Origin of the sequence: Algibacter miyuki (assembly GCF_030409805.1) — a bacterium.
GTDB lineage: Bacteria > Bacteroidota > Bacteroidia > Flavobacteriales > Flavobacteriaceae > Algibacter > Algibacter miyuki.
On record NZ_JAUFQP010000007.1, the window covers coordinates 145,651 to 169,408 of the forward strand.

Annotated in this window: 20 protein-coding genes; 12 read left to right on the plus strand and 8 right to left on the minus strand. The window is 35.0% G+C overall.

The genetic code is table 11. The features are described from left to right. Positions 1–33: 33 nt before the first annotated feature. The 5 genes from QWY92_RS03710 to QWY92_RS03730 form a co-directional block, all read right to left on the minus strand. A complete protein-coding gene (locus tag QWY92_RS03710) occupies positions 34–963 on the minus strand; it encodes a DUF58 domain-containing protein (RefSeq protein WP_290268573.1) in 930 nt (309 codons plus the stop codon). 71 nt (positions 964–1,034) lie between these two features. After that, positions 1,035–1,580, minus strand: a complete 546-nt coding sequence (locus QWY92_RS03715) for a ClpP family protease (RefSeq protein WP_290268574.1) — start codon at positions 1,578–1,580, stop codon at positions 1,035–1,037. Between the two features lie 84 nt (positions 1,581–1,664). After that, the gene (gene trxA / locus QWY92_RS03720; RefSeq protein ID WP_042496930.1) at positions 1,665–1,982 is read right to left on the minus strand and encodes a thioredoxin; all 318 of its coding nucleotides are present in this window, start codon (positions 1,980–1,982) and stop codon (positions 1,665–1,667) included. Between the two features lie 268 nt (positions 1,983–2,250). Then, on the minus strand, positions 2,251–3,249 hold the full coding sequence (gene obgE / locus QWY92_RS03725; protein WP_290268575.1) for a GTPase ObgE: 999 nt from the start codon (positions 3,247–3,249) through the stop codon (positions 2,251–2,253). A 109-nt stretch (positions 3,250–3,358) separates the two neighbouring features. Then, complete coding sequence (locus QWY92_RS03730) at positions 3,359–4,468, minus strand: adenylate kinase (protein WP_290268576.1); 1,110 nt, start codon at positions 4,466–4,468, stop codon at positions 3,359–3,361. 137 nt (positions 4,469–4,605) lie between these two features. Here QWY92_RS03730 and QWY92_RS03735 point away from each other — a divergent pair, with 137 nt between their 5' ends. The 7 genes from QWY92_RS03735 (at position 4,606) to QWY92_RS03765 (ending at position 10,979) form a co-directional block, all read left to right on the plus strand. Then, positions 4,606–5,760, plus strand: a complete 1,155-nt coding sequence (locus QWY92_RS03735; protein WP_290268577.1) for a 5-(carboxyamino)imidazole ribonucleotide synthase — start codon at positions 4,606–4,608, stop codon at positions 5,758–5,760. 76 nt (positions 5,761–5,836) lie between these two features. Next, complete coding sequence (gene purE / locus QWY92_RS03740; protein ID WP_290268578.1) at positions 5,837–6,316, plus strand: 5-(carboxyamino)imidazole ribonucleotide mutase; 480 nt, start codon at positions 5,837–5,839, stop codon at positions 6,314–6,316. A gap of 162 nt (positions 6,317–6,478) precedes the next feature. Next, positions 6,479–8,515: a M3 family metallopeptidase gene (locus QWY92_RS03745; protein WP_290268579.1), complete on the plus strand. Its 2,037-nt coding sequence runs from the start codon at positions 6,479–6,481 to the stop codon at positions 8,513–8,515. Positions 8,516–8,659: 144 nt separating this feature from the next. Beyond that, positions 8,660–9,163, plus strand: coding sequence for a GbsR/MarR family transcriptional regulator (locus QWY92_RS03750; protein ID WP_290268580.1), 504 nt, complete (start codon positions 8,660–8,662; stop codon positions 9,161–9,163). 374 nt (positions 9,164–9,537) lie between these two features. Next, positions 9,538–9,966 (plus strand): hypothetical protein, encoded by a 429-nt coding sequence (locus tag QWY92_RS03755; protein WP_290268581.1) that lies wholly within the window; start codon positions 9,538–9,540, stop codon positions 9,964–9,966. 195 nt (positions 9,967–10,161) lie between these two features. Continuing rightward, on the plus strand, positions 10,162–10,713 hold the full coding sequence (locus QWY92_RS03760; RefSeq protein ID WP_290268582.1) for a sigma-70 family RNA polymerase sigma factor: 552 nt from the start codon (positions 10,162–10,164) through the stop codon (positions 10,711–10,713). A gap of 2 nt (positions 10,714–10,715) precedes the next feature. After that, positions 10,716–10,979, plus strand: a complete 264-nt coding sequence (locus QWY92_RS03765) for a hypothetical protein (protein WP_290268583.1) — start codon at positions 10,716–10,718, stop codon at positions 10,977–10,979. Here the strand turns inward: QWY92_RS03765 and QWY92_RS03770 are convergent. Further along, positions 10,976–11,884: a UbiA prenyltransferase family protein gene (locus tag QWY92_RS03770; protein ID WP_290269971.1), complete on the minus strand. Its 909-nt coding sequence runs from the start codon at positions 11,882–11,884 to the stop codon at positions 10,976–10,978. The genes QWY92_RS03765 and QWY92_RS03770 overlap by 4 nt on opposite strands. Before the next feature lie 46 nt (positions 11,885–11,930). On the opposite strand from QWY92_RS03770, the gene gcvP reads away from it, so the two are divergent. The 4 genes from gcvP to QWY92_RS03790 all read left to right on the plus strand — a co-directional run bounded on the left by gcvP (position 11,931) and on the right by QWY92_RS03790 (position 17,870). Continuing rightward, positions 11,931–14,780 (plus strand): aminomethyl-transferring glycine dehydrogenase, encoded by a 2,850-nt coding sequence (gcvP, locus tag QWY92_RS03775; RefSeq protein ID WP_290268584.1) that lies wholly within the window; start codon positions 11,931–11,933, stop codon positions 14,778–14,780. Positions 14,781–14,882: 102 nt separating this feature from the next. Beyond that, on the plus strand, positions 14,883–15,941 hold the full coding sequence (locus QWY92_RS03780; RefSeq protein ID WP_290268585.1) for a 3-oxoacyl-ACP synthase III family protein: 1,059 nt from the start codon (positions 14,883–14,885) through the stop codon (positions 15,939–15,941). A 213-nt stretch (positions 15,942–16,154) separates the two neighbouring features. After that, positions 16,155–17,009, plus strand: coding sequence for an FkbM family methyltransferase (locus QWY92_RS03785; protein WP_290268586.1), 855 nt, complete (start codon positions 16,155–16,157; stop codon positions 17,007–17,009). A gap of 9 nt (positions 17,010–17,018) precedes the next feature. Next, positions 17,019–17,870 carry a glycosyltransferase family 2 protein gene (locus QWY92_RS03790; RefSeq protein ID WP_290268587.1) on the plus strand — a complete coding sequence of 284 codons (852 nt, stop codon included), beginning with the start codon at positions 17,019–17,021 and terminating at the stop codon, positions 17,868–17,870. A gap of 61 nt (positions 17,871–17,931) precedes the next feature. On the opposite strand, the gene QWY92_RS03795 is transcribed toward QWY92_RS03790, so the two are convergent. Then, positions 17,932–19,143 (minus strand): BaiN/RdsA family NAD(P)/FAD-dependent oxidoreductase, encoded by a 1,212-nt coding sequence (locus QWY92_RS03795; protein ID WP_290268588.1) that lies wholly within the window; start codon positions 19,141–19,143, stop codon positions 17,932–17,934. Positions 19,144–19,190: 47 nt separating this feature from the next. On the opposite strand from QWY92_RS03795, the gene QWY92_RS03800 reads away from it, so the two are divergent. Then, positions 19,191–20,036 (plus strand): hypothetical protein, encoded by an 846-nt coding sequence (locus tag QWY92_RS03800; RefSeq protein ID WP_290268589.1) that lies wholly within the window; start codon positions 19,191–19,193, stop codon positions 20,034–20,036. Positions 20,037–20,038: 2 nt separating this feature from the next. Here QWY92_RS03800 and QWY92_RS03805 read toward each other — a convergent pair whose 3' ends face one another. Beyond that, a complete protein-coding gene (locus QWY92_RS03805) occupies positions 20,039–23,743 on the minus strand; it encodes a metallophosphoesterase (protein ID WP_290268590.1) in 3,705 nt (1,234 codons plus the stop codon). Positions 23,744–23,758 lie beyond the last annotated feature (15 nt).

Below are 23,758 nucleotides of genomic sequence, written 5' to 3' on the forward strand. Positions count from 1 at the left end.
AACTTTTTTAAGTTTATTTTTAAAAATAATTCACTAAATAAATTTCTGACGTGCTATCATATAGGTTGTCAATATGTTACTAAAATCTTTATTTATGTCTGCCTCTACATAATTAATTTTGTATTGCGCACATTTCAACCTTAGGTTACTAAAATAAGTATTTACTGTTTTGCTGTAGTTTTCTTTAATAGTATCTGCATATAAGTTAATATGCTCACCAGTTTCAACATCAATAAAGCGTTTAGGCCTATTATCAAAGTCAAAATCCAATTCCTTCTCCTTATCAAAAACATGAAATAAAACCACCTCATGCTTGTTGTATTTTAAATGACGAAGGGCTTCAAATAACTTTACATCATCTTCCGAAGTTTGAAACATATCGGTAAATAAGAATATCAACGATCGCCTGTGTACGTTTTCGGCTATTTCGTGCAGATACTTATACGTTTCTGTTTGCTTGTTTACAGGCTTCGCTAGCACCGCCTCACTTAATGCATTTAACAACATGTGATGGTGGCGTTCACTGCCCTTTTCCGAAGCATAAAAATCGTATGCATCACTATAAATACTCAACCCCACGGCATCACGTTGCTTTTTCAGCATTTGCATTAAAGCCGCCGCAGCTAATACAGAAAAACCCACCTTATTCAAATGATCAATAGCAAACGCATTCATTTCTGGGAAATGCATCGAGCTACTATTGTCTAATATAATATGACAACGCAAATTCGTTTCATCATCATACCGTTTTGTGTAAAGCTTTTCTGTTTTGGCGAATAATTTCCAATCGATATGGCGAGTACTTTCACCAGGATTATAAATTTTATGCTCGGCAAACTCGGCCGAAAACCCATGAAACGGACTTTTATGCATACCGGCAATAAACCCCTCAACTACTTGTTTTGCAAGTAACCCAAGATTTTTAAAACCTTCTGCTTTATTTAGTTCGTTTTGTATATTCATATAAAAAAAATGATCTGTTTCAAATTTCAATTGAAACTAAAACAGACCACTGTATTATTCTTTTACTTTTCTTAACCTGCAATACCATCAACAATACCGTAAGCCACAGAAGCTTCAGCCCCCATCCAATGGTCACGATTAAAATCTTTCATTACTTTTTCAAAACTTTGCCCGCAATTATCAGCTAAAATCTGCGCACTTAATTCTTTAGTAATTACAATTTCTTTCGCCGTAATTTCAATATCACTCGCTTGTCCACGCGCACCGCCACTAGGTTGGTGAATCATAACACGTGCGTGAGGTTGTATAAAACGTTTACCTTTTTCACCAGCCGATAAAATTAACGATCCCATAGAAGCAGCAAAACCTGTACAAACTGTAGAAACTTCACTTTTTAGCGCCTTAATACAATCGTAAACAGCAAAACCAGAAGTTACATAACCACCCGGACTATTAATATAAAGTGTAATATCTTCAGTACCTAAAGCATCTAAATACATTAATCTATCAATCACATGTTTCGCCGAATCATCATCAACCTGACCCCATAAAAACACCTTACGTTGTTCAATAAAGTTACTATCAATAGCGTCTTGAATTTTTTTATGTCCACTCATTATTTCTTGAATTTAATTTTCATCTAAAATAAAAAAAGGTTCACCATAAATGGCAAACCTTTTCACTTTTCTTTTCAGTATATATTATAAAAGCGCATCAATCGCTTCAGCATAAGTTGCCTTAGGCGCTACACCTACTTGTCTACCAACAACCTCACCGTTTTGAAAAACCAAAACTGTAGGAATGTTACGCACACCGTATTTTGCAGCAAATTCTTGATTTGCATCAACATCTACCTTACCAACAACTGCTTTACCTTCGTATTCACTACTAATTTCTTCAATAACTGGTCCAACCATTCTACAAGGTCCGCACCATGCAGCCCAAAAATCAACTAATACCGGTTTATCACTTTTTAAAACCGTTTCTTCAAACGTCGCATCTGTAATCTCTAATGCCATAATATTTATATTTTAAAGTTCTTAATTCGTTTTAACAACACAAATTTAGTCAAAAATTTCCCGATTCCTTACATAGCTATCATTTGTTTTACCTATAACGGCATTGAGTAGAGCTATTTAATAAGGTTTTGGGCGCTACCACAAGGGTCGGGCTTTACGTTGCTAGTCCGCGCACCTCCGTTGTCGGGCTGTGGGCTTTTCACTGCAATCCCTAGCGCGGGCACTCGGCTATATCATTATTAAAACGGTATGTTCCGTTAAAATAATATTAAACGTTTAACATTTTCCAAAGCACATCCTTTAGCTCTGTGATGCCTTGTTGGGCAACAGACGAGATAAACAAATAAGGAATTGGTAATTCGTTATCTAATTCAATTTTCATTTCAGCTTTAAGTTCGTCATCCAACATATCACTTTTAGATATGGCGATAACACGGTCTTTATCCAGCATTTCTGGGTTATAACGACGTAGCTCATCTAAAAGAATATCATATTGTTTACGAATATCTTCAGCATCAGCAGGAATCATAAACAACAAAATCGAGTTACGCTCAATATGGCGTAAAAAGTAATGCCCCAATCCTTTACCTTCCGCAGCACCTTCAATAATCCCAGGGATATCAGCCATTACAAAAGTTTGAAAATCACGATATTCCACAATACCTAAATTAGGTTTTAGTGTGGTAAACTCGTAATCTGCAATTTTTGGCTTAGCAGAAGTTACTACAGATAGAAGCGTAGATTTTCCAGCATTTGGAAATCCAACTAAACCAACATCGGCAAGTACTTTCAACTCTAAAGTAATGTACTTCTCTTCCATCGGCATACCGGGTTGGGCATAACGAGGCGTTTGATTTGTTGAAGATCGGAAATGCCAGTTTCCTAAACCACCTTTTCCGCCTTCAGCGATAATTCGCTCTTCACCGTTTTCGGTAATTTCTAGTAATATTTCATTCGTTTCAGTATCACGAATAACTGTACCTAATGGCACATCTAAGTAAAAATCTTCACCATCGGCACCAAAACTTCTACTTTTACTTCCGTTTCCACCGTGACCAGCACGAATGTGTTTTTTAAATTTTAAATGCAGAAGGGTCCAGAGGTTATCATTACCTCTTAGAATAATGTGTCCGCCACGACCACCATCACCACCATCGGGTCCACCTTTGGTGATATATTTTTCGCGGTGTAAATGCGCCGATCCACGGCCACCCTTACCAGAGCTTACATACATTTTTACGTAATCTACAAAATTTCCTTCTGTCATTTTTCTTTCTTTATTAACTTGCTTATTGTAAAGTTATTTAGTTGGCTATTTTTTAAAATAAAACATCAGTTCCTTTTTTATAAACAGCTAAACGAATAAACTTTTAAGCCTATAGATTATCTATAGCTGTGCTTAAACGCACAGTAATATCTTCGATACTACCAACACCATCTACACCAAAATATTTGTTTTGTGCATTGTAGTAATCTTTTAAAATTGCGGTTTTGCTGTAATATTCTGTAATTCTATTTCTTATAATAGACTCATCAGCATCATCAGGTCTGCCACTTGTTTTTCCTCTTTCTAATAAACGACCAACTAAAATTTCATCGTCAACCTCAAGTGCAATCATTGCATCAATTTGCGAATCTTTAGATTCCATTAATTTATCTAGAGACTCTGCTTGTGCATTTGTTCTTGGGAAACCATCAAAAATAAATCCGTTGGCATCGGCATTTTTTTCAACCTCAGCATTCAACATATCTATAGTTACTTGGTCTGGAACCAACTCACCTTTATCAATAAACGATTTAGCTAACATACCTAAAGCTGTTTCGTTTTTAATATTAAATCGAAAAACATCGCCGGTAGAAATATGTACCAAGTTGTATTTTTCTTTTAAAAAGTTTGCTTGTGTTCCTTTTCCTGCGCCTGGAGGGCCAAATAGCACTAAATTTGTCATATGTTGTGTTTCTTTTATTTGATATACTTCTGGAATATCCCTTCCTAAGCCATCGTAATCTAGGCCATAACCTACAATAAATTTATTAGGAATTTCTATACCAACGTAATGGAGTTTAAAGTCTTTTTTATAGGCTTCGGGCTTATAAAAGAGTGTCGCAATTTTTAACGTTTTCACGTTTTCATTTCTAAAAATGCGGTGCACCTCAGCAAGCGTATTTCCGGTATCTATAATATCTTCCAAAATAACAACAGTGCGTCCCGTTAAATCTTGAGTAAGCCCAATTAAACGTTGAATATCTTCGGTAGATTTCACGCCTTCATAAGATGCTAATTTGATAAAAGTAACTTCGCAAGGTTTTGGATATTTCTTTACAAAATCGCTTACTACCATAAACGAGCCGTTAAGAATACCAATAAACACAGGAATTTCATCGCCTATATCATTCGCAATCTCCTCTGCCATTCGTGCCAACGCATCATCGATTTGCTGTGCAGAAATAAAAGGTTTAAAATATTTTTCGTGTAGCTTTATCACGGTTATTATTTTTTGAAGTTGCAAAGATAACCAATAGATTAAGTAATTAGGCTTTTTTGATTTAGGAATTGAAGTCTATTTTGAGATTTAAACGTATTTTTGCTATCTATTTAAGAATTTTTAGTTAAAACAAACAAATGAATTACTTTTCTTCCAATTTTAAACTTGGTATTTTAGGTGGTGGTCAACTAGGTAAAATGTTACTTTACAATACCCGAAAATTTGATATTTACACCTGTGTTTTAGAAAGCAGCAACGAAGCACCATGCAAAACGGCCTGCGACGAATTTCACTTGGGTGATTTAATGGACTATGATGCCGTTTATAACTTCGGAAAACAAGTTGATGTTTTAACTATTGAAATTGAAAACGTAAACATAAATGCTTTGGAAGCCCTTGAAAAAGAAGGCGTAAAAGTATATCCATCGGCTAAAACCCTTCGGATTATTCAGAACAAAGCAACGCAAAAACTGTTTTATGTAGATCATAATATTCCTACGTCTCCGTTTACGCGTTTTGCCTTTACTTCGGAAATTAAAGAAGCCATAAACCACGGTGGATTAAAGCTACCTTTTGTTTGGAAATGCGCACAATTTGGATACGATGGTACTGGTGTTAAAATTGTAAGAAGCATCGACGATTTAACCAATTTACCAAACGTAGAATGTATTGCTGAAAACTTAGTCCCTTTTAAAAATGAATTGGCTGTTATTGTTGCCAGAAATGCAAATGGTGAAACTAAAACCTATCCGGTGGTAGAAATGGAATTTCACCCAGAAGCCAACCAAGTAGAATACGTTATTTGCCCAGCGCGTATTGATGCTGCAGTAGCAAAAAAAGCAGAAGATATCGCCTTAAAAGTATCAAAAGCCATTAACCATGTCGGACTTTTAGCTGTTGAAATGTTTCAAACAGAAAACGATGATATTTTAATAAACGAAGTAGCTCCACGACCTCACAATTCAGGACACCAAACTATTGAAGCTAGTTACACTTCGCAATTTGAACAACATATTCGTGCTGTTTTAAATTTACCTTTAGGGCGCACCGATAATAAAGTTGGTGGTGTTATGGTAAACCTTGTAGGTGCTGAAGGTTTCAGCGGAAATGTAGTTTACGAAAACATCGAAAAAATAATGAATATGGATGGTGTTACACCTCATATTTATGGTAAAAAACAAACCCGACCGTTTAGAAAAATGGGACATGTTACCATTGTAAATGAAGATTTAAACGAAGCACGTCGTATTGCCGAAGAAGTTAAAAAGGCCATTAGAGTCATTTCAGAATAAAATCTTTTGTGGTTATCATATTTGAAACCGTTCAGAAGAAAAAATAAAATAATTATAAATTTAATTCAATTTAAAAATGAATAAAGTAGGAGTCATCATGGGAAGCAAAAGCGACCTGCCAGTAATGCAAGATGCCATAGACATTTTAAAAGGATTTGATATAGACGTTGAAGTAGATATTGTTTCTGCACATCGTACCCCAGAAAAATTATTCGATTACGGAAAACATGCACACACCAGAGGTTTTGCTGTAGTTATTGCAGGAGCCGGTGGCGCTGCGCATTTACCAGGCATGATTGCCTCGTTATCTCCATTACCTGTAATTGGCGTACCTGTAAAAAGTAGTAATTCTATCGATGGATGGGATTCTGTACTTTCCATTTTACAAATGCCAGGTGGTGTTCCTGTAGCAACTGTAGCTTTAAATGGTGCAAAAAACGCTGGAATTTTGGCTGCTCAAATTTTAGGAGCTAGCGACCCAAAAGTGCTCGATAAAATAATAGCTTACAAAGAAGACTTAAAAGTAAAAGTAAACGAATCGGCTAAGAATTTATAGCATTTAGTATAAAATGAAAAACCTCGAAATAAATTTCGAGGTTTTTCTAGCTATTAACAATAATCTTTTAAGAGTTAGTCACTCTAAAATTGTTGCCGCAAATATATGAAAATTTACTATGTACGCATGGTAAATTTTTAATTTAACATATCTTTAATTAAAATGATAAAGCAAGCCTTAACCACTCCGTTCAATACACCATACCACTCCGCGCCGTTTTCAGCTATTGAAAATGACGATTATTTACCAACCTTTAAAGAAGCGATTACACAAGCAAAAGCTGAAATTGATGCTATTGTTAACCAAACTGAAGCTCCTACTTTTGAAAATACTATTGTTGCTTTAGATTTTTCCGGAGAGCAATTAGATCGTATTTCCAGTATATTTTTCAATTTGAATTCTGCGGAAACAAATGAAACTATTCAGAAAATAGCTCAAGAAGTATCGCCATTACTATCAGAATTTAGTAACGACATTACTTTAAATGAGGCTTTATTTAAACGTGTAAAAGCAGTTTACGACTCTAAAGATACTTTAGATTTAACCACCGAACAAACCACACTATTAGATAAAAAATACAAAGGTTTTTCTAGAAACGGCGCCAATTTAGCCGAAGACAAAAAGGAAAAACTCCGCGATATTGATAAAAAACTAAGTCAGTTAAGCTTAAAATTTGGTGAAAACGTTTTAGCAGAAACCAACAAATTTGAAATGCTAATTACTGATGAAAAAGATTTATCAGGCTTACCAGAAGGCACCATTGAAGCAGCAAAGCAGCTGGCTGAATCTAAAGAAAAATCTGGTTGGTTATTCACTTTAGACTACCCAAGTTACATTCCTTTTGTTACCTATGCCGATAATCGCGAATTACGCAAAAAGTTAACCCTAGCAGCAGGAAGCAAAGCCTTTAAAGGAGACGATTTAGACAACCAAGATATTGTAATACAAATAGTGAATTTACGCCACGAACGTGCGAATTTATTAGGTTACAAAACACATGCGCATTTTGTTTTGGAGGAACGTATGGCGGAAACTCCTGAAACGGTTTTAAATTTTTCGAATGAATTATTAGAGAAATCGAAACCTGCAGCACAACGTGAATTTGAAAATTTAGAAGCTTTTGCTAAAGATTTGGACGGTATCGATCAGCTTCAAAAATGGGATGGTTCTTATTATTCTGAAAAGTTAAAACAGAAATTGTTCAGTTTAGATGATGAAAAACTAAAACCTTACTTCAAACTAGAAAATGTAATTGATGGTGCATTTACGGTTGCTAATAAATTATTCGATCTAAATTTTGAAGAAATTAATACCATCGATAAATATCACAACGATGTTTTAACATATAAAGTTACCGACGATAAAGGTGATTTAGTTTCTATTTTTTATGCCGATTTTTTCCCTAGAGCAGGAAAACGCAATGGCGCTTGGATGACGTCTTACAAACCACAATACATTAAAAATGGCGAAAATAGCCGCCCGCACGTTTCAATAGTTTGCAATTTTACAAAACCTACAAAAAGTAAACCTTCATTATTAACATTCAATGAAGTTACCACGCTTTTTCATGAGTTCGGACACGCCTTACATGGCATGCTAGCCAACACCACGTACGCCAGCTTATCGGGTACTAGCGTGTTTTGGGATTTTGTAGAATTGCCAAGTCAGGTTATGGAAAACTGGTGTTACGAAAAAGAAGCCTTGGAATTGTTTGCCAAACATTATGAAACCGGTGAGGTTATCCCGATGGATTTAGTTGAAAAAATTAAGGATTCAGCAAGTTTTCATCAAGGTATGCAAACGTTGCGTCAATTAAGTTTCGGACTTTTAGATATGGATTGGCACAGTCAAGATCCTTCTGGAATTACCAATGTAAAAGCTTTTGAATCAGAAGCCTTTAAAAACACAAGCTTATACCCAGAAACGGAAGAAACCTGTATGAGCACAGCCTTTTCTCATATTTTTCAAGGTGGATATTCCTCAGGATATTACAGTTATAAATGGGCCGAAGTTTTAGACGCAGATGCTTTTGAATACTTTAAGGAATCTGGCATTTTCAACAAAGAAGTTGCTAGTAAATTTAAAGATAACGTGCTTTCTCAAGGCGGCACCGAAAACCCAATGACACTTTACAAACGCTTTAGAGGGCAAGAACCAAAACCTGAAGCATTATTAAAACGTGCTGGGTTGATTGATTAAACTATCATTCTCAAACATACATTTTAAAAACCCATCGATTTAGTCGATGGGTTTTTTATTTATGCATTCGTAGAAAATAAAGTCCATTTAAAACAAACTTTCAATAATTACTGAAAGTTTAGAAATAATTTATATATTTGCCGTATGGAATATCAAGAAGCCAAAGAAAAATTTATCAGCACATGGGGAAGTTTAGGCACATTATGGGGCATAAACAAAGCTATGGCACAAATACAATCGTTACTTTTTATTTCAACTAAGCCTTTAACCATGGAAGATATTATGGGCGAACTTAAAATTTCGCGTGGTAATACCAGCATGAATTTACGCCAACTTATGGATTGGGGCATTGTTACGAAAGAATCTATTCCTGGCGAGCGTAAAGAGTATTTTACTACCGAAAAAGATGTACAAGAATTAGCAAGACACATTGCTAAAGAACGTAGTCGCCGTGAAATAAAACCAGTTATTAAAGTTTTAAAGGAAGTTTCTTCCATTGAAGATGATGGGACCGAAAAAACCAAAGAATTGATAAAACAAACCAAAGCTCTACACGATTTGGCTGAAACAGCCGATGCTATGCTAAATAAAATGGTAAACCAAGAACAAACCTGGATTACAAAATCTTTACTAAAACTATTGAAATAAAAAAATTTAAATTATAGTTTCAGTATTTTCTGAAAGTTTAAAAATTATGAAACAAATATATCTTATCAATAAATGGGCAGTTATAATTACAACCCTACTCTTCTTTACTTTTTAGGGAGGCATACTCGCTATCTGGATTTTAGCACTTATCCAAATAGTAATAAGCATAAAAATAGGGACCATCTTCAAGACACTAAATCAGGTTTGTAAAAACCTCTTTATAACTTATATTTTATCAACTATCACACTAATAGTCATTTTCAAAACCCTGCAACATCAAGCTTTCGATACTTTGGCGCTCATGTTTGTTTGGATTGTAGTCTCCATGCTATTAGCCCTATTTAATCTTTTTATAACCTTCAAAATAAAAAACTATGTCTAATCAAATTCCAAATTGGCTTATCATTCTCGGTGGCTGCGGGCAAATATTTACCGCTATGATTTACCCTTATATACGGCACCAAGTTTTCGATTGGTATAACGATGTAAAACAACTTAAGCCCTTAAACCAAGAAATTGCAAAAACCTACGGACGATATATCCAGGGTTTAAACTTTTCTTTCGGGCTTATTGCTATCCTCATTCCTAGCGACTTGAAAAATCAATCTCACCTAGCCATAGCGCTTACCGGATTAATAGCTGCGTATTGGGTAGGAAAAGTGGCTACGCAAATTGCTTATTATCCCATGTATCAAATTCCGCAACAAACCATTTTTAAAATTGGAAGTTACTTCATGAATACTTTATTTACCCTTTTCGCAGTAGTGTATACATGGCTCTTTATCTTCAATTTAAATTTTTAATTCAACCTTAAATCTTAAAAACATGAATTCACCAAAACTTTAAAACGTGAAAGCTTACAGAACCTAAAAGGATCATTCTACGCCTTACTTTCTGGACTACATTTTACAAGTTTCGGCTACTACATAATTACTTGTAGAAGATAATAAGTCATTTTTTTACCTTATTTTTGGCCAACTATTAATTTTCGATTAACAATGCCGAAACATCAAATACATCCCGACAAGTGGATAGATCTTTATGCTGATTATCTTTTCAATTACACCATTACGCGCGTAAGTGACAGAGAGATCGCACAAGATTTGGTACAGGACACCTTTTTGGCAGGGCTAAAATCAATGAAAAATTTTAAAGGAGAAGCAAGCGAGCGCACTTGGTTGATTTCTATTTTAAAACGAAAAATTATTGATCACTACCGCAAAATAAACTCAAATAAGGGCAAGGCAGAAGTTAGAATCCAATATAACGATTCAGAATCAGAAGGAGATTGGCTTGAAGAACGCGTGGCCGACCCGTTCGATAAAACAGCCGAAGACAGCATGCAAAACAGCGAGTTAGGCGATGCCATACATGATTGTTTAAGCAAACTCCCAAAGAAACAAGCGAACGTTTTTAAAATGAAAACGATACTTAATTATGAAACTGAGGTGATTTGTAATGAACTTAACATCACTGCGTCTAACCTATGGGTAATCATCCACAGAGCACGAACTGCTATGGCCGATTGCTTAAAAGAAAATTGGTTTTAATTATGAGTAGAAAAATAAAAATATTTATGCCTTGCAATGAAGCAAACAACATATGTAATAAGGCACAATATAAGGAAGCATCTTTGCTAGAGAAGCTAAAATTAAACCTTCATTTAATATACTGTAAGGCCTGTAGAGGATATTCTCTAAACAATTCTAAGTTAACTAAACGCATTGAAGATTCTAAGCTAGAATGTTTAGATCCGAAGTGCAAAGAAGACATGAAAAAAGATTTAGAAAAAGCTTTAAAAGAGCAATTACATTAAACAAACCACAGCATAAGTAGCAACCAAAAAACAGGTATGGCTTCCACCCAAAATGAGGCATAGTATTTTCCTTGATTTTTACTAGAGAACCATACAAAACATCCGGTAACTACAATTAAGATTAAAGAGACTAATACATTAATTTGATGCGTGTCATCTTTAAAAAATTCTATTAAAAAGAAAAACGTCAACAACACCATCCCCATTATTTTAGTACGTTTTACGCCTATTTTTTGAGGTACGGTAGATAGCTTCAAACTATCAAAAAGCAAATCTCTTATTTCAAAAGGCAACATTAAAACAAGCACGAACATATAACGTTGCACGGCTGTTAACACAACATCTGCATTCACTGGATAATCATTTTCTATAATAGGAAGAAACACGGTAACCCCCATCCAAACCAGGCCGATTAAGTAAATTTTAAGTCCGCCAATACTTCGCAAATTATTCTGTTGATCTAAAAATATCCGTTTCGGTAAAAAAGGAATGGCATACAAGAAAGTTACTATACCAAAACCTGCGATATAAAAAAGCGTTTTTAAATGCAACTGAAACCCATAGTAACACATAAAAATAAAACTGAAGAACGAAAAAACCTGTACTGCTTTCAGCCAAGGCGTTAAACTGCGATGGTGAAATTTGGCTATTCCAAAATACTTTACAAAATTATACCCAGTAATAGACGCGAAAAACACAAAACAAAGCACGCTTTCTTCAAAAGAAAAACCAAACTCCAAAAGAGAGACCCAAGTTAAGGCACAAACCGAGAAAGCGACGTGAATACTGCTATTCAAGTAAAAATTAAAAAATTGTTTTACAAGCTTCATGCCGTAAAAATACATAAACTGTTGATAACACTTCCAAATGGTTAAAAACTTTACGCTTTCACCTATATAAAGCATCAATTATTCTTTATTTTTGCCTTTTAGCTAATAAATTGCAATTTAAATGAATACAAATGCTTTCGCCCTGCGTCATATTGGTCCTAGAGAAGACGACCAAAATCTCATGTTAAAAACCATTGGTGTAGATTCTTTAGATCAACTAATTTACGAAACCGTTCCCGACGATATCCGATTGAAAAAAGGATTACAGTTAGATTTACCAATGACGGAACATGAATATTTATTACATATCCATGAATTAGCCGACAAAAATAAAGCTTACACCACCTACATCGGTTTAGGTTATCATCCTACTATTTTACCTGCGGTTATTCAACGAAATATTTTAGAAAACCCGGGTTGGTATACCGCTTACACGCCTTACCAAGCAGAAATTGCACAGGGTAGACTGGAAGCTTTATTGAATTTTCAAACCATGATTATTGATTTAACCGGTATGGAAATTGCAAACGCATCACTTTTAGACGAAAGTACTGCAGCTGCTGAAGCCATGAGCTTATTATTCGCCGTTCGTGAACGCGATCAGAAAAAAGCAGGGATTAACAAGTTTTTTGTTTCAGAAAATATATTACCTCAAACCCTTTCTTTATTACAAACCAGATCAAACCCAATTGGGATTGAATTAGTGGTTGGTAAAGAATCTGATTTCGATTTTTCTTCGGAATTTTTTGGTGCTATTTTACAATACCCAGGAAAAGACGGACAAATCACAGATATCAAATCGTTTATTTCATCAGCTAATGAAAACAGAATAAAAGTAGCCGTTGCTGCCGATATTTTAAGCTTAGTAAAACTTGAAGCGCCAGGAAAATTTGGTGCTGATGTTGTTGTTGGAACAACTCAACGTTTCGGAATTCCGTTAGGTTATGGTGGTCCACACGCCGCGTATTTCGCAACAAAAGAAGCTTACAAACGTGATTTACCTGGTCGTATTATTGGTGTAACTAAAGATGCTAATGGTAACCGCGCTTTGCGTATGGCTTTGCAAACCCGCGAGCAACATATAAAACGAGACAAAGCAACCTCTAACATTTGTACTGCACAAGTACTTTTAGCTGTTATGGCAAGTATGTACGCGGTTTACCATGGTCCAAAAGGTTTAAAGTTTATTGCTAATAAAGTACATAACAAAACAGCAACTTTAGCAGCAGCCATAGAAAAACTAGGTTATAAACAAGTTAACAGCTCATATTTTGATACGCTTCAAATTAAAACGAAAGCGAAAAAAATCAAAAAAATTGCTACAGAAAAGAAAGTAAACTTTCATTACCCTGATAAAAACACGGTAACCATTTCTATAAATGAAACAACGTCTATTAAAGACCTCAATTACCTAATTTCAGTTTTCGCCAAAGCTGCAAAAAAGAAAACCATAAGTATTTCTTCTATTGAATCGGCTAATTATATTGAAGCGTCTATTCAACGTCAATCTGATTTTTTAACTGGCGATATTTTCAACACCCATCATTCTGAAACGGAGTTGATGCGTTATATCAAATTATTAGAACGTAAAGATTTATCATTAAACCATTCCATGATTTCTTTAGGATCATGTACCATGAAACTTAATGCTGCCGCAGAAATGTTGCCATTAAGTATGTTTAAATGGGCCAACATCCACCCTTTTGTTCCTAAAAAACAAGCTAAAGGTTATTTAACTGTTATTAAAGAACTTGAAGATCAACTTACTGAAATCACAGGTTTTGCGGCTACATCTTTACAACCAAACTCAGGAGCTCAAGGCGAATTTGCAGGTTTAATGGTGATCAAAGCATATCATGAATCTCGTAACGATCATCATAGAAACATTTGTTTAATTCCATCTTCGGCACACGGAACAAACCCTGCTAGTGCGGTTATGGCCGGTATGAAAGTAGTGGTAACAAAATCTACTGCAGAAGGTAATATAGATGTTGATGATTTACGTGAAAAAGCAGAACTACACAAAGACAACCTATCTTGTTTAATGGTAACGTATCCATCAACTCACGGTGTTTACGAATCGGCCATTAAAGAAATCACACAACTTATCCACGATAACGGCGGACAAGTATATATGGATGGTGCGAATATGAATGCCCAAGTAGGATTAACAAATCCTGGAAACATTGGAGCCGATGTTTGTCACTTAAACTTACACAAAACCTTTGCTATACCTCATGGAGGTGGCGGACCAGGTGTAGGACCAATTTGTGTTGCCAAACAACTCGTGCCTTTTTTACCTGGAAATCCATTAGTAAAAACAGGAGGAAAACATGCGATAACCGCTATTTCCGCAGCGCCATTTGGCTCTGCTTTAGCTTGTTTAATTTCTTACGGCTACATAAAAATGTTAGGAGCCGAAGGTTTAACAGCATCAACAAAAACTGCTATTCTAAACGCCAATTACATTAAAGAACGTTTACAAGGTAGTTTTGATACGCTGTATTCTGGAGAACGTGGTCGTGCAGCTCACGAAATGATTGTAGATTGTCGTCCATTTAAAGCCAATGGCATTGAAGTTTCGGATATCGCGAAACGTTTAATGGACTATGGTTTTCATGCACCAACCGTATCCTTCCCTGTTGCAGGAACATTAATGATTGAACCTACAGAAAGCGAAAGTAAAGCTGAAATAGATCGTTTTTGCGACGCTATGATTTCTATTAAAAAAGAAATAGACCAAGTTTCTAAAGCCGATGAAAGCAATGTTTTAAAGAATGCACCGCACACTTTAGATATGATTACAGCCAATGAATGGCAGTTTCCATATTCAAGAGAAACAGCTGCTTTTCCGTTGGATTATGTTAGAGATAATAAATTTTGGCCTAGCGTTCGCCGTGTAGACGACGCTTTCGGAGATAGAAATTTAGTATGTTCATGTACACCTATTGAAGCTTATATGGAAGCCTAAATTTGCTCTGAACATCGTAAAATAAAATAAAAATAATCTACTGTTTTTTCAGAAGTATTTATATTGCCGATACATTAACCATATCGGCAATTTTTTTTACCTATGAATATTAAAATAACGGGCACAGGAAGCTATATTCCTGCCAATGTTGAAAAAAATGAAGATTTCCATAATCATGAATTTTTAAATAGTGACGGAACCATTATAAAGGCTCCAACTGAAGTTATAGTCAAAAAGTTCAAAGCCATCACAGGCATCGGTGAACGTCGTTATGCCAAAAACCATTTAAACACTTCCGATTTAGCTTCTTTTGCTGCAGAAAAAGCTATTGAAAACGCTAAACTTAATCGTGAAGATTTAGATTATATTATTGTTGCTCACAATTATGGCGATGTGCGTCACGATAGTGTGCAAAGTGATACCGTACCAAGTATGGCCTCACGTGTGAAACACTTACTCCGTATCAAAAACCCGAATTGCGTTGCTTACGATCTCCTTTTTGGTTGCCCAGGTTGGGTACAAGGCGTTATTCAAGCCAATGCTTTTATTAAAGCAGGTATTGCTAAAAAATGTTTAGTTATCGGAGCCGAAACATTATCACGAATTATAGATCCACACGATAGAGATTCTATGATTTACAGCGATGGTGCAGGAGCCGTAATTATTGAAGACACGGAAGACGAAGGAGGTATTATAAGTCATAAATCAGCAACATACGCTTTCGATGAAGCTCATTTTATTTACTTCGGAGAAACCTACAATCCTAAAATAAAAGAAGACCGTCGATACATTAAAATGTATGGTAGAAAAATTTACGAATTTGCACTTAAAAATGTGCCTTTAGCAATGAAATCTTGTCTTGAAGACAGCCAAGTAGATATCAAAGATGTAAAAAAGATATTGATACACCAGGCGAACGAAAAAATGGATGAAGCTATTGTGAAACGTTTTTACGAACTTCACGATATGGCCATGCCAGAAGGTATTATGCCGATGTCTATAGCAAAACTAGGAAACTCTAGTGTCGCGACTATTCCAACCTTATACGATTTCATTTTAAAAGGCGAACTCGAAAATCAAAACATTCAAAAAGGTGATATTATTATGTTTGCAAGTGTTGGTGCGGGTATGAATATTAATGCTATTGTTTACAAACATTAATTTCATTTTTTATTGTAAAATACCATTTACATAACCACAACTTTCACTTAAAGCGGAAATATTAAAAACTACTTATTATTTGCAGGATAAAAAAATTAAGTTCCTGCTTTAAATTAATTAATCTGTATATATTTACCAACGCTTCATAATTAAAACAGCATGGTAGTACAATACTTTTATAAAATAATTTATCAGAAACATATAAACTATGTTTTGCGACACTTAAATTATGTTTTAAAAAGCCTTTTTTTAAATAAAATTAAAATTCCGCCTTCAGGTATTTTAAACCTTAAAACGGATTCTGGAATCATTAAAATAGCCACGAACCAAACAAGTTACTTAACACAACTCTTATTTTGGGATGGTTATAAAAACTTTGAATATTCGGCACTTTTCGAAATGCTTTCTAAAGATGTTGATTCCTTTTTAGACATTGGTTCTAACATTGGATATTACTCCTTAATCGCCTGTAAATCGAACCCTAAAATTAAAGCCTACGCTTTTGAACCAGCACTAGGCCCGAAACATTATTTAAATAAAAATATTGTTTTAAATAATTTTGAAAACCAGATAAAACCTGTTGATTTAGCCTTAAGCGACACTACAGGAAGTATAGATTTTTATGAAGTAGAAAGTTTAAAATATAAAAACTTAAAATACAATTTAGCCGGCGAAGGTAACGCAGGAACCAAAACCACCTCGCGAAATTTTATAAAAAACACCGTACAGGCCACCACTTTAGATAAATTCGTTGAAACGGAAAAAATAAGCAAAATAGATCTTATTAAAATTGATACTGAAGGCACTGAAATTCATATATTAAATTCAGGTATAGACATTATAAAATCTCACGAACCAATCGTTATTTGCGAAACACTTTTCAATACTATTGAAGCCGAATTAGACAGTTATTTTAAAGCTTTAGACTACGTTTTTTTCAATCATACATTGAAAGGTTTAGAAAAAGTTTCAACCATAAAAAGAAGCACAGATAATGGCGTAAGAAACTGTTTTTTCGTTCCGAAGTCTAAACTACATCTCGTTGAAAATTTCATCTATAACCAATAAAATTTTAGAATGAAATTCCACATTATTATTCCCGCACACAACGAAGAAAGCACCATTGGACTAACTTTAGAATCTTTGGTAAATCAAACCCTTTTACCCAAACGTGTGGTGATTGTAAATGATAATTCTACGGATAATACAAAAAACATCATCAACGCTTACGCGGAAAAATATGCCTTTATTTCTTTGGTTAATAATCAATCTTCCGAAGCGCATTTACCGGGTTCTAAAATTATAAAGGCCTTTTACAAAGGTTTTGAAACTTTAGATGAAGATTATGACATCATCTGTAAATTTGATGCCGATTTAATTTTTCCTGAGCATTATTTAGAACAAATTTCGATGCATTTTAAAGCCAACCCAAAACTCGGCATGGCCGCTGGTTTTTGCTACATTGAAAAAAACAATAACTGGGTCTTAGAAAATTTAACCAACAAAGACCATATTCGTGGCGCACTCAAAGCTTATAGAAAATCTTGTTTTAATACCATAGGACAATTAAAACCTTCCATGGGTTGGGATACCGTTGATGAGTTGCTTGCCAAATATTACGGCTGGACACTTTTAACTGATGAATCGTTGCACGTAAAACATTTAAAACCCACAGGCATTAGCTACAACAAAGCCTCTAAGTACTTACAAGGCGAAGCCATGTATAAAATGCGCTACGGCTTTTCCATCACCTTTATTTCGGCATTAAAACTAGCATATAAAAAAGGAAGTTTCGGTTTGTTTAAAGATTATATGTCGGGTTATTTTAAAGCAAAAAAAGAAAACATAACACCTTTAGTTTCTATTGATGAAGGTCAGTTTATTCGAGATTTACGTTGGAAAGGTATTTTTAGCAAGTTTAAAAATTAAGCCATCTAATTCCAGAATCACAACCATACATACGGCATCATTTCGACTCTATATTTTAACCTTATCCAGTAATGGCTTTAGCAACAATATAGCCACTTGTCCAAGCATTTTGGAAATTAAAACCACCAGTAACCGCATCAATATTTAAAACTTCACCTGCAAAAAACAGGTTTTCATGGCGCTTGCTTTCAAAGGTTTTAAAATTAACTTCCTTTAAGTTAATACCACCAGCCGTTACAAATTCTTCCTTAAAAGTACTTTTTCCGTCCACATTAAAAACAGCAGCAGTTAACTGACTCGCCAATGCCTCTAATTGCATTTTATTCAAATCTGCCCAACGTGTATCCTCGGTCATTTCTGAGGCCAAAACCAATTTATGCCAAAGGCGTTTTGGCAAATCAAACTGGGTCGATTTAAACACCGTTTTCTTAGCTAAATCGAGTTTTAATGTTTTTAAAGTATCCAAACAATCCTCAAAAGCTTGACGAATAAAATTCACTTCAATCTGAAATTTATAATCACGTTTCGCTAATTCCAAAGCACCAAAAGCAGATAACTTCAAAATAGCTGGCGCACTCATCCCCCAATGCGTAATTAATAACGGGCCTTCGCTCCATAAATCAGTATCTACCACTTTAATTTCAACATTTAAAGCCACAACACCTGGAATTTCCGTAATGCGTTCATCTTTAATATTAAAAGTAAAAAGTGATGGTACAGGTTGAGAAACACCATGACCGAAAGCTTCCAAAAGTTTCCAAATTTTCGGATTGCTTCCTGTGGAAACAACTAATTTTTCAGCAGAGAAATCGCCTCCTGTACTTTCTATTTCATAACCCGATTCTAAATGCTTAATGTTTTTCACTGCATGGTTTTTTAAAACCTCAACGCCATGTTTTTCAGCTTCATTCAAAAAACAATCGATAATGGTTTGCGACGAATTACTTTCCGGAAACATGCGTCCGTCATCTTCAATTTTAAGCGTCACACCTCGTTTTTCAAACCACGCGATGGTATCACCTGTCATAAATTGATGGAACGGCCCTAGAAGTTCTTTTTCGCCACGCGGATAATTCAGTACTAATTCCTGCGGAATAAACTCAGCGTGCGTTACATTGCAACGTCCGCCACCGGAAACTTTCACTTTAGTAAGCACCTCACTTCCACGCTCTAAAATAGCCACTTTTAAATCCTGATTTTTTTCAGCAATATTAATAGCTGCAAAAAAACCTGCGGCGCCTCCGCCAACAATAATAACATCGTATCTCTTCATAAGTCTAAAAAACTCAGTAAATTTACCACTTAAATTTTAAAGCTAAGATGAACAAACTTATTATATCCTTTTTAATTCTTGCAGCAGGTTGTGAAAACGAAAATATTACTGTTATAGCCGATTTACCGAAAGCCTTAAATGAAGTTTCAGGTATTGAAATCGCCACGAATTCGGATTATATTTGGATGTTAAACGATGGCGGAAATTCATCAAAACTTTACGGTGTTTCTGCAAAAGGAAACATTAAAAAAGAGTTGAAAATTGATGCTAAAAATCACGATTGGGAAGATTTAACTTCAGACGAAAAAGGCAATCTTTATATTGGAGATTTTGGCAATAACGACAACGATCGCAAAAATTTAGCCATCTTAAAAATCAAACAAAAAGATTTAGGTGATAAAGGAAAAGTTGATGTAGAACGTATTTCTTTTTCATATCCCAATCAAGATAAATTTCCGCCTAAAAACAAGAAAATGTATTTTGATTGCGAAGCTTTTTTCTACTTTAACAATGCCTTTTATTTGTTTACTAAAAGTCGTGTAAAAGGTGATTTTGGCAGTACCAATTTATATAAAGTACCCGCCGAAAAAGGCCATCACGAAGCCGAATTAATAAGCCGTTTTAATACCTGTGACACTATGGATTGCTGGATAACTGCTGCAGATATTAGCACCGATGGTAAAAAAATGGTGTTATTAAGCCCAAAATCAGTATGGGTATTTACCGACTTTGATGGTAACGATTTTTTTAGCGGAACTCCTACAGAAATTCCGCTTAGCGGCCGTGTATCTCAAAAAGAGAGCATTTGCTTCAAAGACAATAACACGGTCTATATTACCGATGAAAAAGCACATGGAAGCGACGGTAATTTATATGAATTTAACTTAAACTAAGCTTAAAAACCAAACCCAATTTTAAAAGCAATACGCAGCCCATCATCACTATTAAAGGCCGATAAATTTAACGTGGCCACATCGGCTGCGTTAGCGTAAATACCTCCTCCAAGTGAGGTATTCCATTTGCTAGAATTGAGACTTAAATCATTGGTTAGCAATAAATCGTTATCAATCCAAACACGACCATAATCGAAACCGCCGTAAACCCCAATTTCTAGTGGTAAAAGACCGGTACTTACCTTATGTAAATTCAAACGTAAATCGGTACTTTGATAAAATGCATTTTTACCTGAAAATCGTTCGTTTCTATATCCGCGCAAACCATTGTTAGCACCGATATTTGCGGCTTGATAAAACTCAAAATCGTCACCAAAAGTAATATGCGCTTTTGCGTTAGTAGCCAAAACTAATTGTCCGCTATAGATTAATTTATAATCGAAACCAAGCTCAGGAATTAAATAACCAAACCCTTTAGATTCGTCGACATTTGTTTTATATCCCACTTGTAAACTAGTTTGCATTCCCATAGTTGGAAAAGCCTCGTTATCCTTATTTTGATAGGTATAGATGGCATCGGCTCCAACAAATTTCTTGTTATTTTCTTCGCCATTGGCAACATAAAACTCATTTATAAATCGATCATTCGATTCTTCAACTTCAATCGCTTCGTAAGTTAAACTCACCTTAACATGCCCACCTAATTGACCACGCCAGTTTAAAGACGGGGCAAAACTGAACGTACTATATTTTACCCGGTTATAATCTAGGCTATACTGATCTTCATCATCAATATTTAAATTTGGTGTACTATTTCCATATCCGAAGAAATTAATAGCATAATTCGGACTTGTAATTTTTGCATTTAAACCTAAATTCCAGTTACCAACTACGTTTGCAAATTCACCTGTATATTCTAAATCGAAACCACTAGTTGCAAAATAAAACGATGCTCCAATGGTGTGTTGCGAACTAAACGGATTTCTTTCGAACCCGTAATTAGTAAGCGTATTTACAAACCCGATTTTAAAACCATCATCAGGGTTTGCACCTAAAACAGGAATCAATTGGTTAGTGCTGTTTTTTAACTTCTTAATATCATAAACATTAGAAAGATAATCGTCGGTTAATTTTTGCTTCCCATTATTAGTAGTAATGGTGCTTTTCTTCGATTTATAATCGTAGAATGTCACTTTTTTTCCGTTTTCAACCGTATAGATATCATTGTTTTGTCCGCCAACTAAAACCACTCTTATTAAATGGTCGCCTTCACCAAAAACTCGAAATTCATCATCATCATCTAAACCATAAATCCAAAGATCATTAGTTTCATTTGCCGAGTACGTTTTATCAAAAAATACAAATCCTTTTTCACCATTTTTAATACGGCTTCCAGTAACTTTCGTTATTCCATTTGGCATACGTTCAATTTCGAATAAATCGTCTTTATCAGTACCTGTAATTACCGAGCAACCACTTAAAACTTCAAAATAATCCATACCAAAAGTGGATAAGTTTTTAATACGCTCTAAAAAAACAGGTTTAATTTTCGCAATGGATACGCCTTGTATTTCCTTCGGAAAATTAGAAAAAGCCTCATCGATTACTGCTTCAGTTAAATTCTTTTGAATGAAAGCAATTTGTGCTTCCCATTGCGCTTTACTGGTTTTGTTCAGCAAAGTCATATCTAAAGAATACGGACTAAAATTGAAACCTTTTATATTACGAACATCTTCTTTAAAACCTTCCATAAGCTTTAAAGACGGGATAATTCTAGTGGCTACATTCATTAAACCGCCATCACCCATGATAGAAAATGCTTGGTCACGATCTCTTGGAATTGGTTTATAAATAATTGCTTTTGTAGCCTCATCTTCAAACTCTGCCCAACGCCATTGATCCACGTGCCTATCCCAATCTCCAACAACCATATCAAACAATCGTGCACGTAAATATGTAACTTCATCTACACTATATTTTTCATCTTTTCGAAGATTCTTCAACATATCGTCCGTACTTTCTATTTTATTAGCAAACCCGAAACTTTCTAAATCACCATGCCCATCTGATACGTGTTCTTCAATCATATATAAAGCATCTCCAAATTCATCATTATACCCCGTTAAAGCCGTTTGCTTTGGGATGTAATATATAACCGGATTGGTATGATATAAATTAACAGCATCGGACAAAACCCCCGTTACAAATGGTGCATAAGGATGAGATCCGGTGTAAAAATCTAGTAAAATACTTTCGGTAACCGTGCCATCAAATTGGTCTCCAATATATTTATCTTTGAATGCCATGGCCTGTAAATATACCGTAGCACTTTTACGAAGTGCCCGCATAACGTAACGTTTTCCTGTGGTGTCCGATTTTAAATGCAAGGATTTAGACTGATGTCCTCCGCCTTTTCTAAACGGCGATAATCCACCAAATAACGTATCGAGTTTAATGGTTGGCGCTGCTATTTCCGTTCCATAAATTTCACGATAACGATCACCCCAAATACTTTTATAAAATCCTGATTTATCAACTTCATCTGCTGTATAAATAGCCGCTATTTTTTCTTTTGAAATATTCTCGTTATATGGAATTTCGTTTACTTTTTTATCCGATGGCAACACCTCACTTTGATAAATTACTTTATTTTTTTTAGCAGAATAAAAACGAACAAACGAAGATCCATCGGTAAAAACATCTAATCTTGCAAAACCAGCATCACTAGACGAAAACTGACCAGCAACGTTACGGGTTGGTGTTGATTTTGAACCTGCTCCGCTAATAATTTGATGTAAATTATCTTGTACTAAATATTGTAAATTATGATCGTGACCAGACACAAAAATTACTTTTTCGTTATCTTGAGCCAGGGTTACCACACGTTTTTTAAGCGTATTATATCTCTTATTTTGTAAATCGGCAGGTGAAACCCCTGTAGTTTCGCGAAGTACATTTTTTAAAGTTCCTAAAACAGGCAATGGTTTTAAATGCGACTTAAAACTATATTCCCCTCCATGTAAACTACTAGTGTACAACGGATGGTGCATAGCAATAATGGTAGATTTACCACGAGATTTCTTAATTAAACCTTCCAATTCTTCGAAAAATTTCTCGCGGGTTTTTATGTCGCAATCATCATTTATTGTCGGGTGTTTATCCCAATTTGTAAGATACCATTCCGTATCTACAACAATCATAACCACATCATCTGAAATCTCAACTTTTTCTATCGGACAACCATCTTCTGGTAAAAACGTGTTTTTCCCTAGAGCGTCTTCAACATATTTTTCTTGACGTTTTAATCCTTTCAATCCGTCGCTATACCAATCATGGTTTCCTGGAATAAAAACAGCATTACCTTTAAAGTCCTTAACAGCATCGGTTTGAATTTTAAGTTGATACTCGGCAAACTCACGTCCTGCTTCTCCCTCATCCGGCAAACCTTTAGGGTAAATATTATCCCCTAAAAACAACACCGTACTCGCCGCTGGCGCATTTTTTATTTCATTTTTAAATGCTGTTAATCCCGCAGATTCTGAACCTATTGGAGAATTTCCAGCATCGCCAATTAAATAAAATGAATGGCTAATGGCTTTGTCTGGAAAATTAACTTCAGAAGCTTTATTATATTGTGTTTTATAAGTGGCACATGCGTTTACGACTAAAGTAGCAACAAAAACAAGTGTAATTTTTTGAATATTCATTCTAAAGAAATTTAA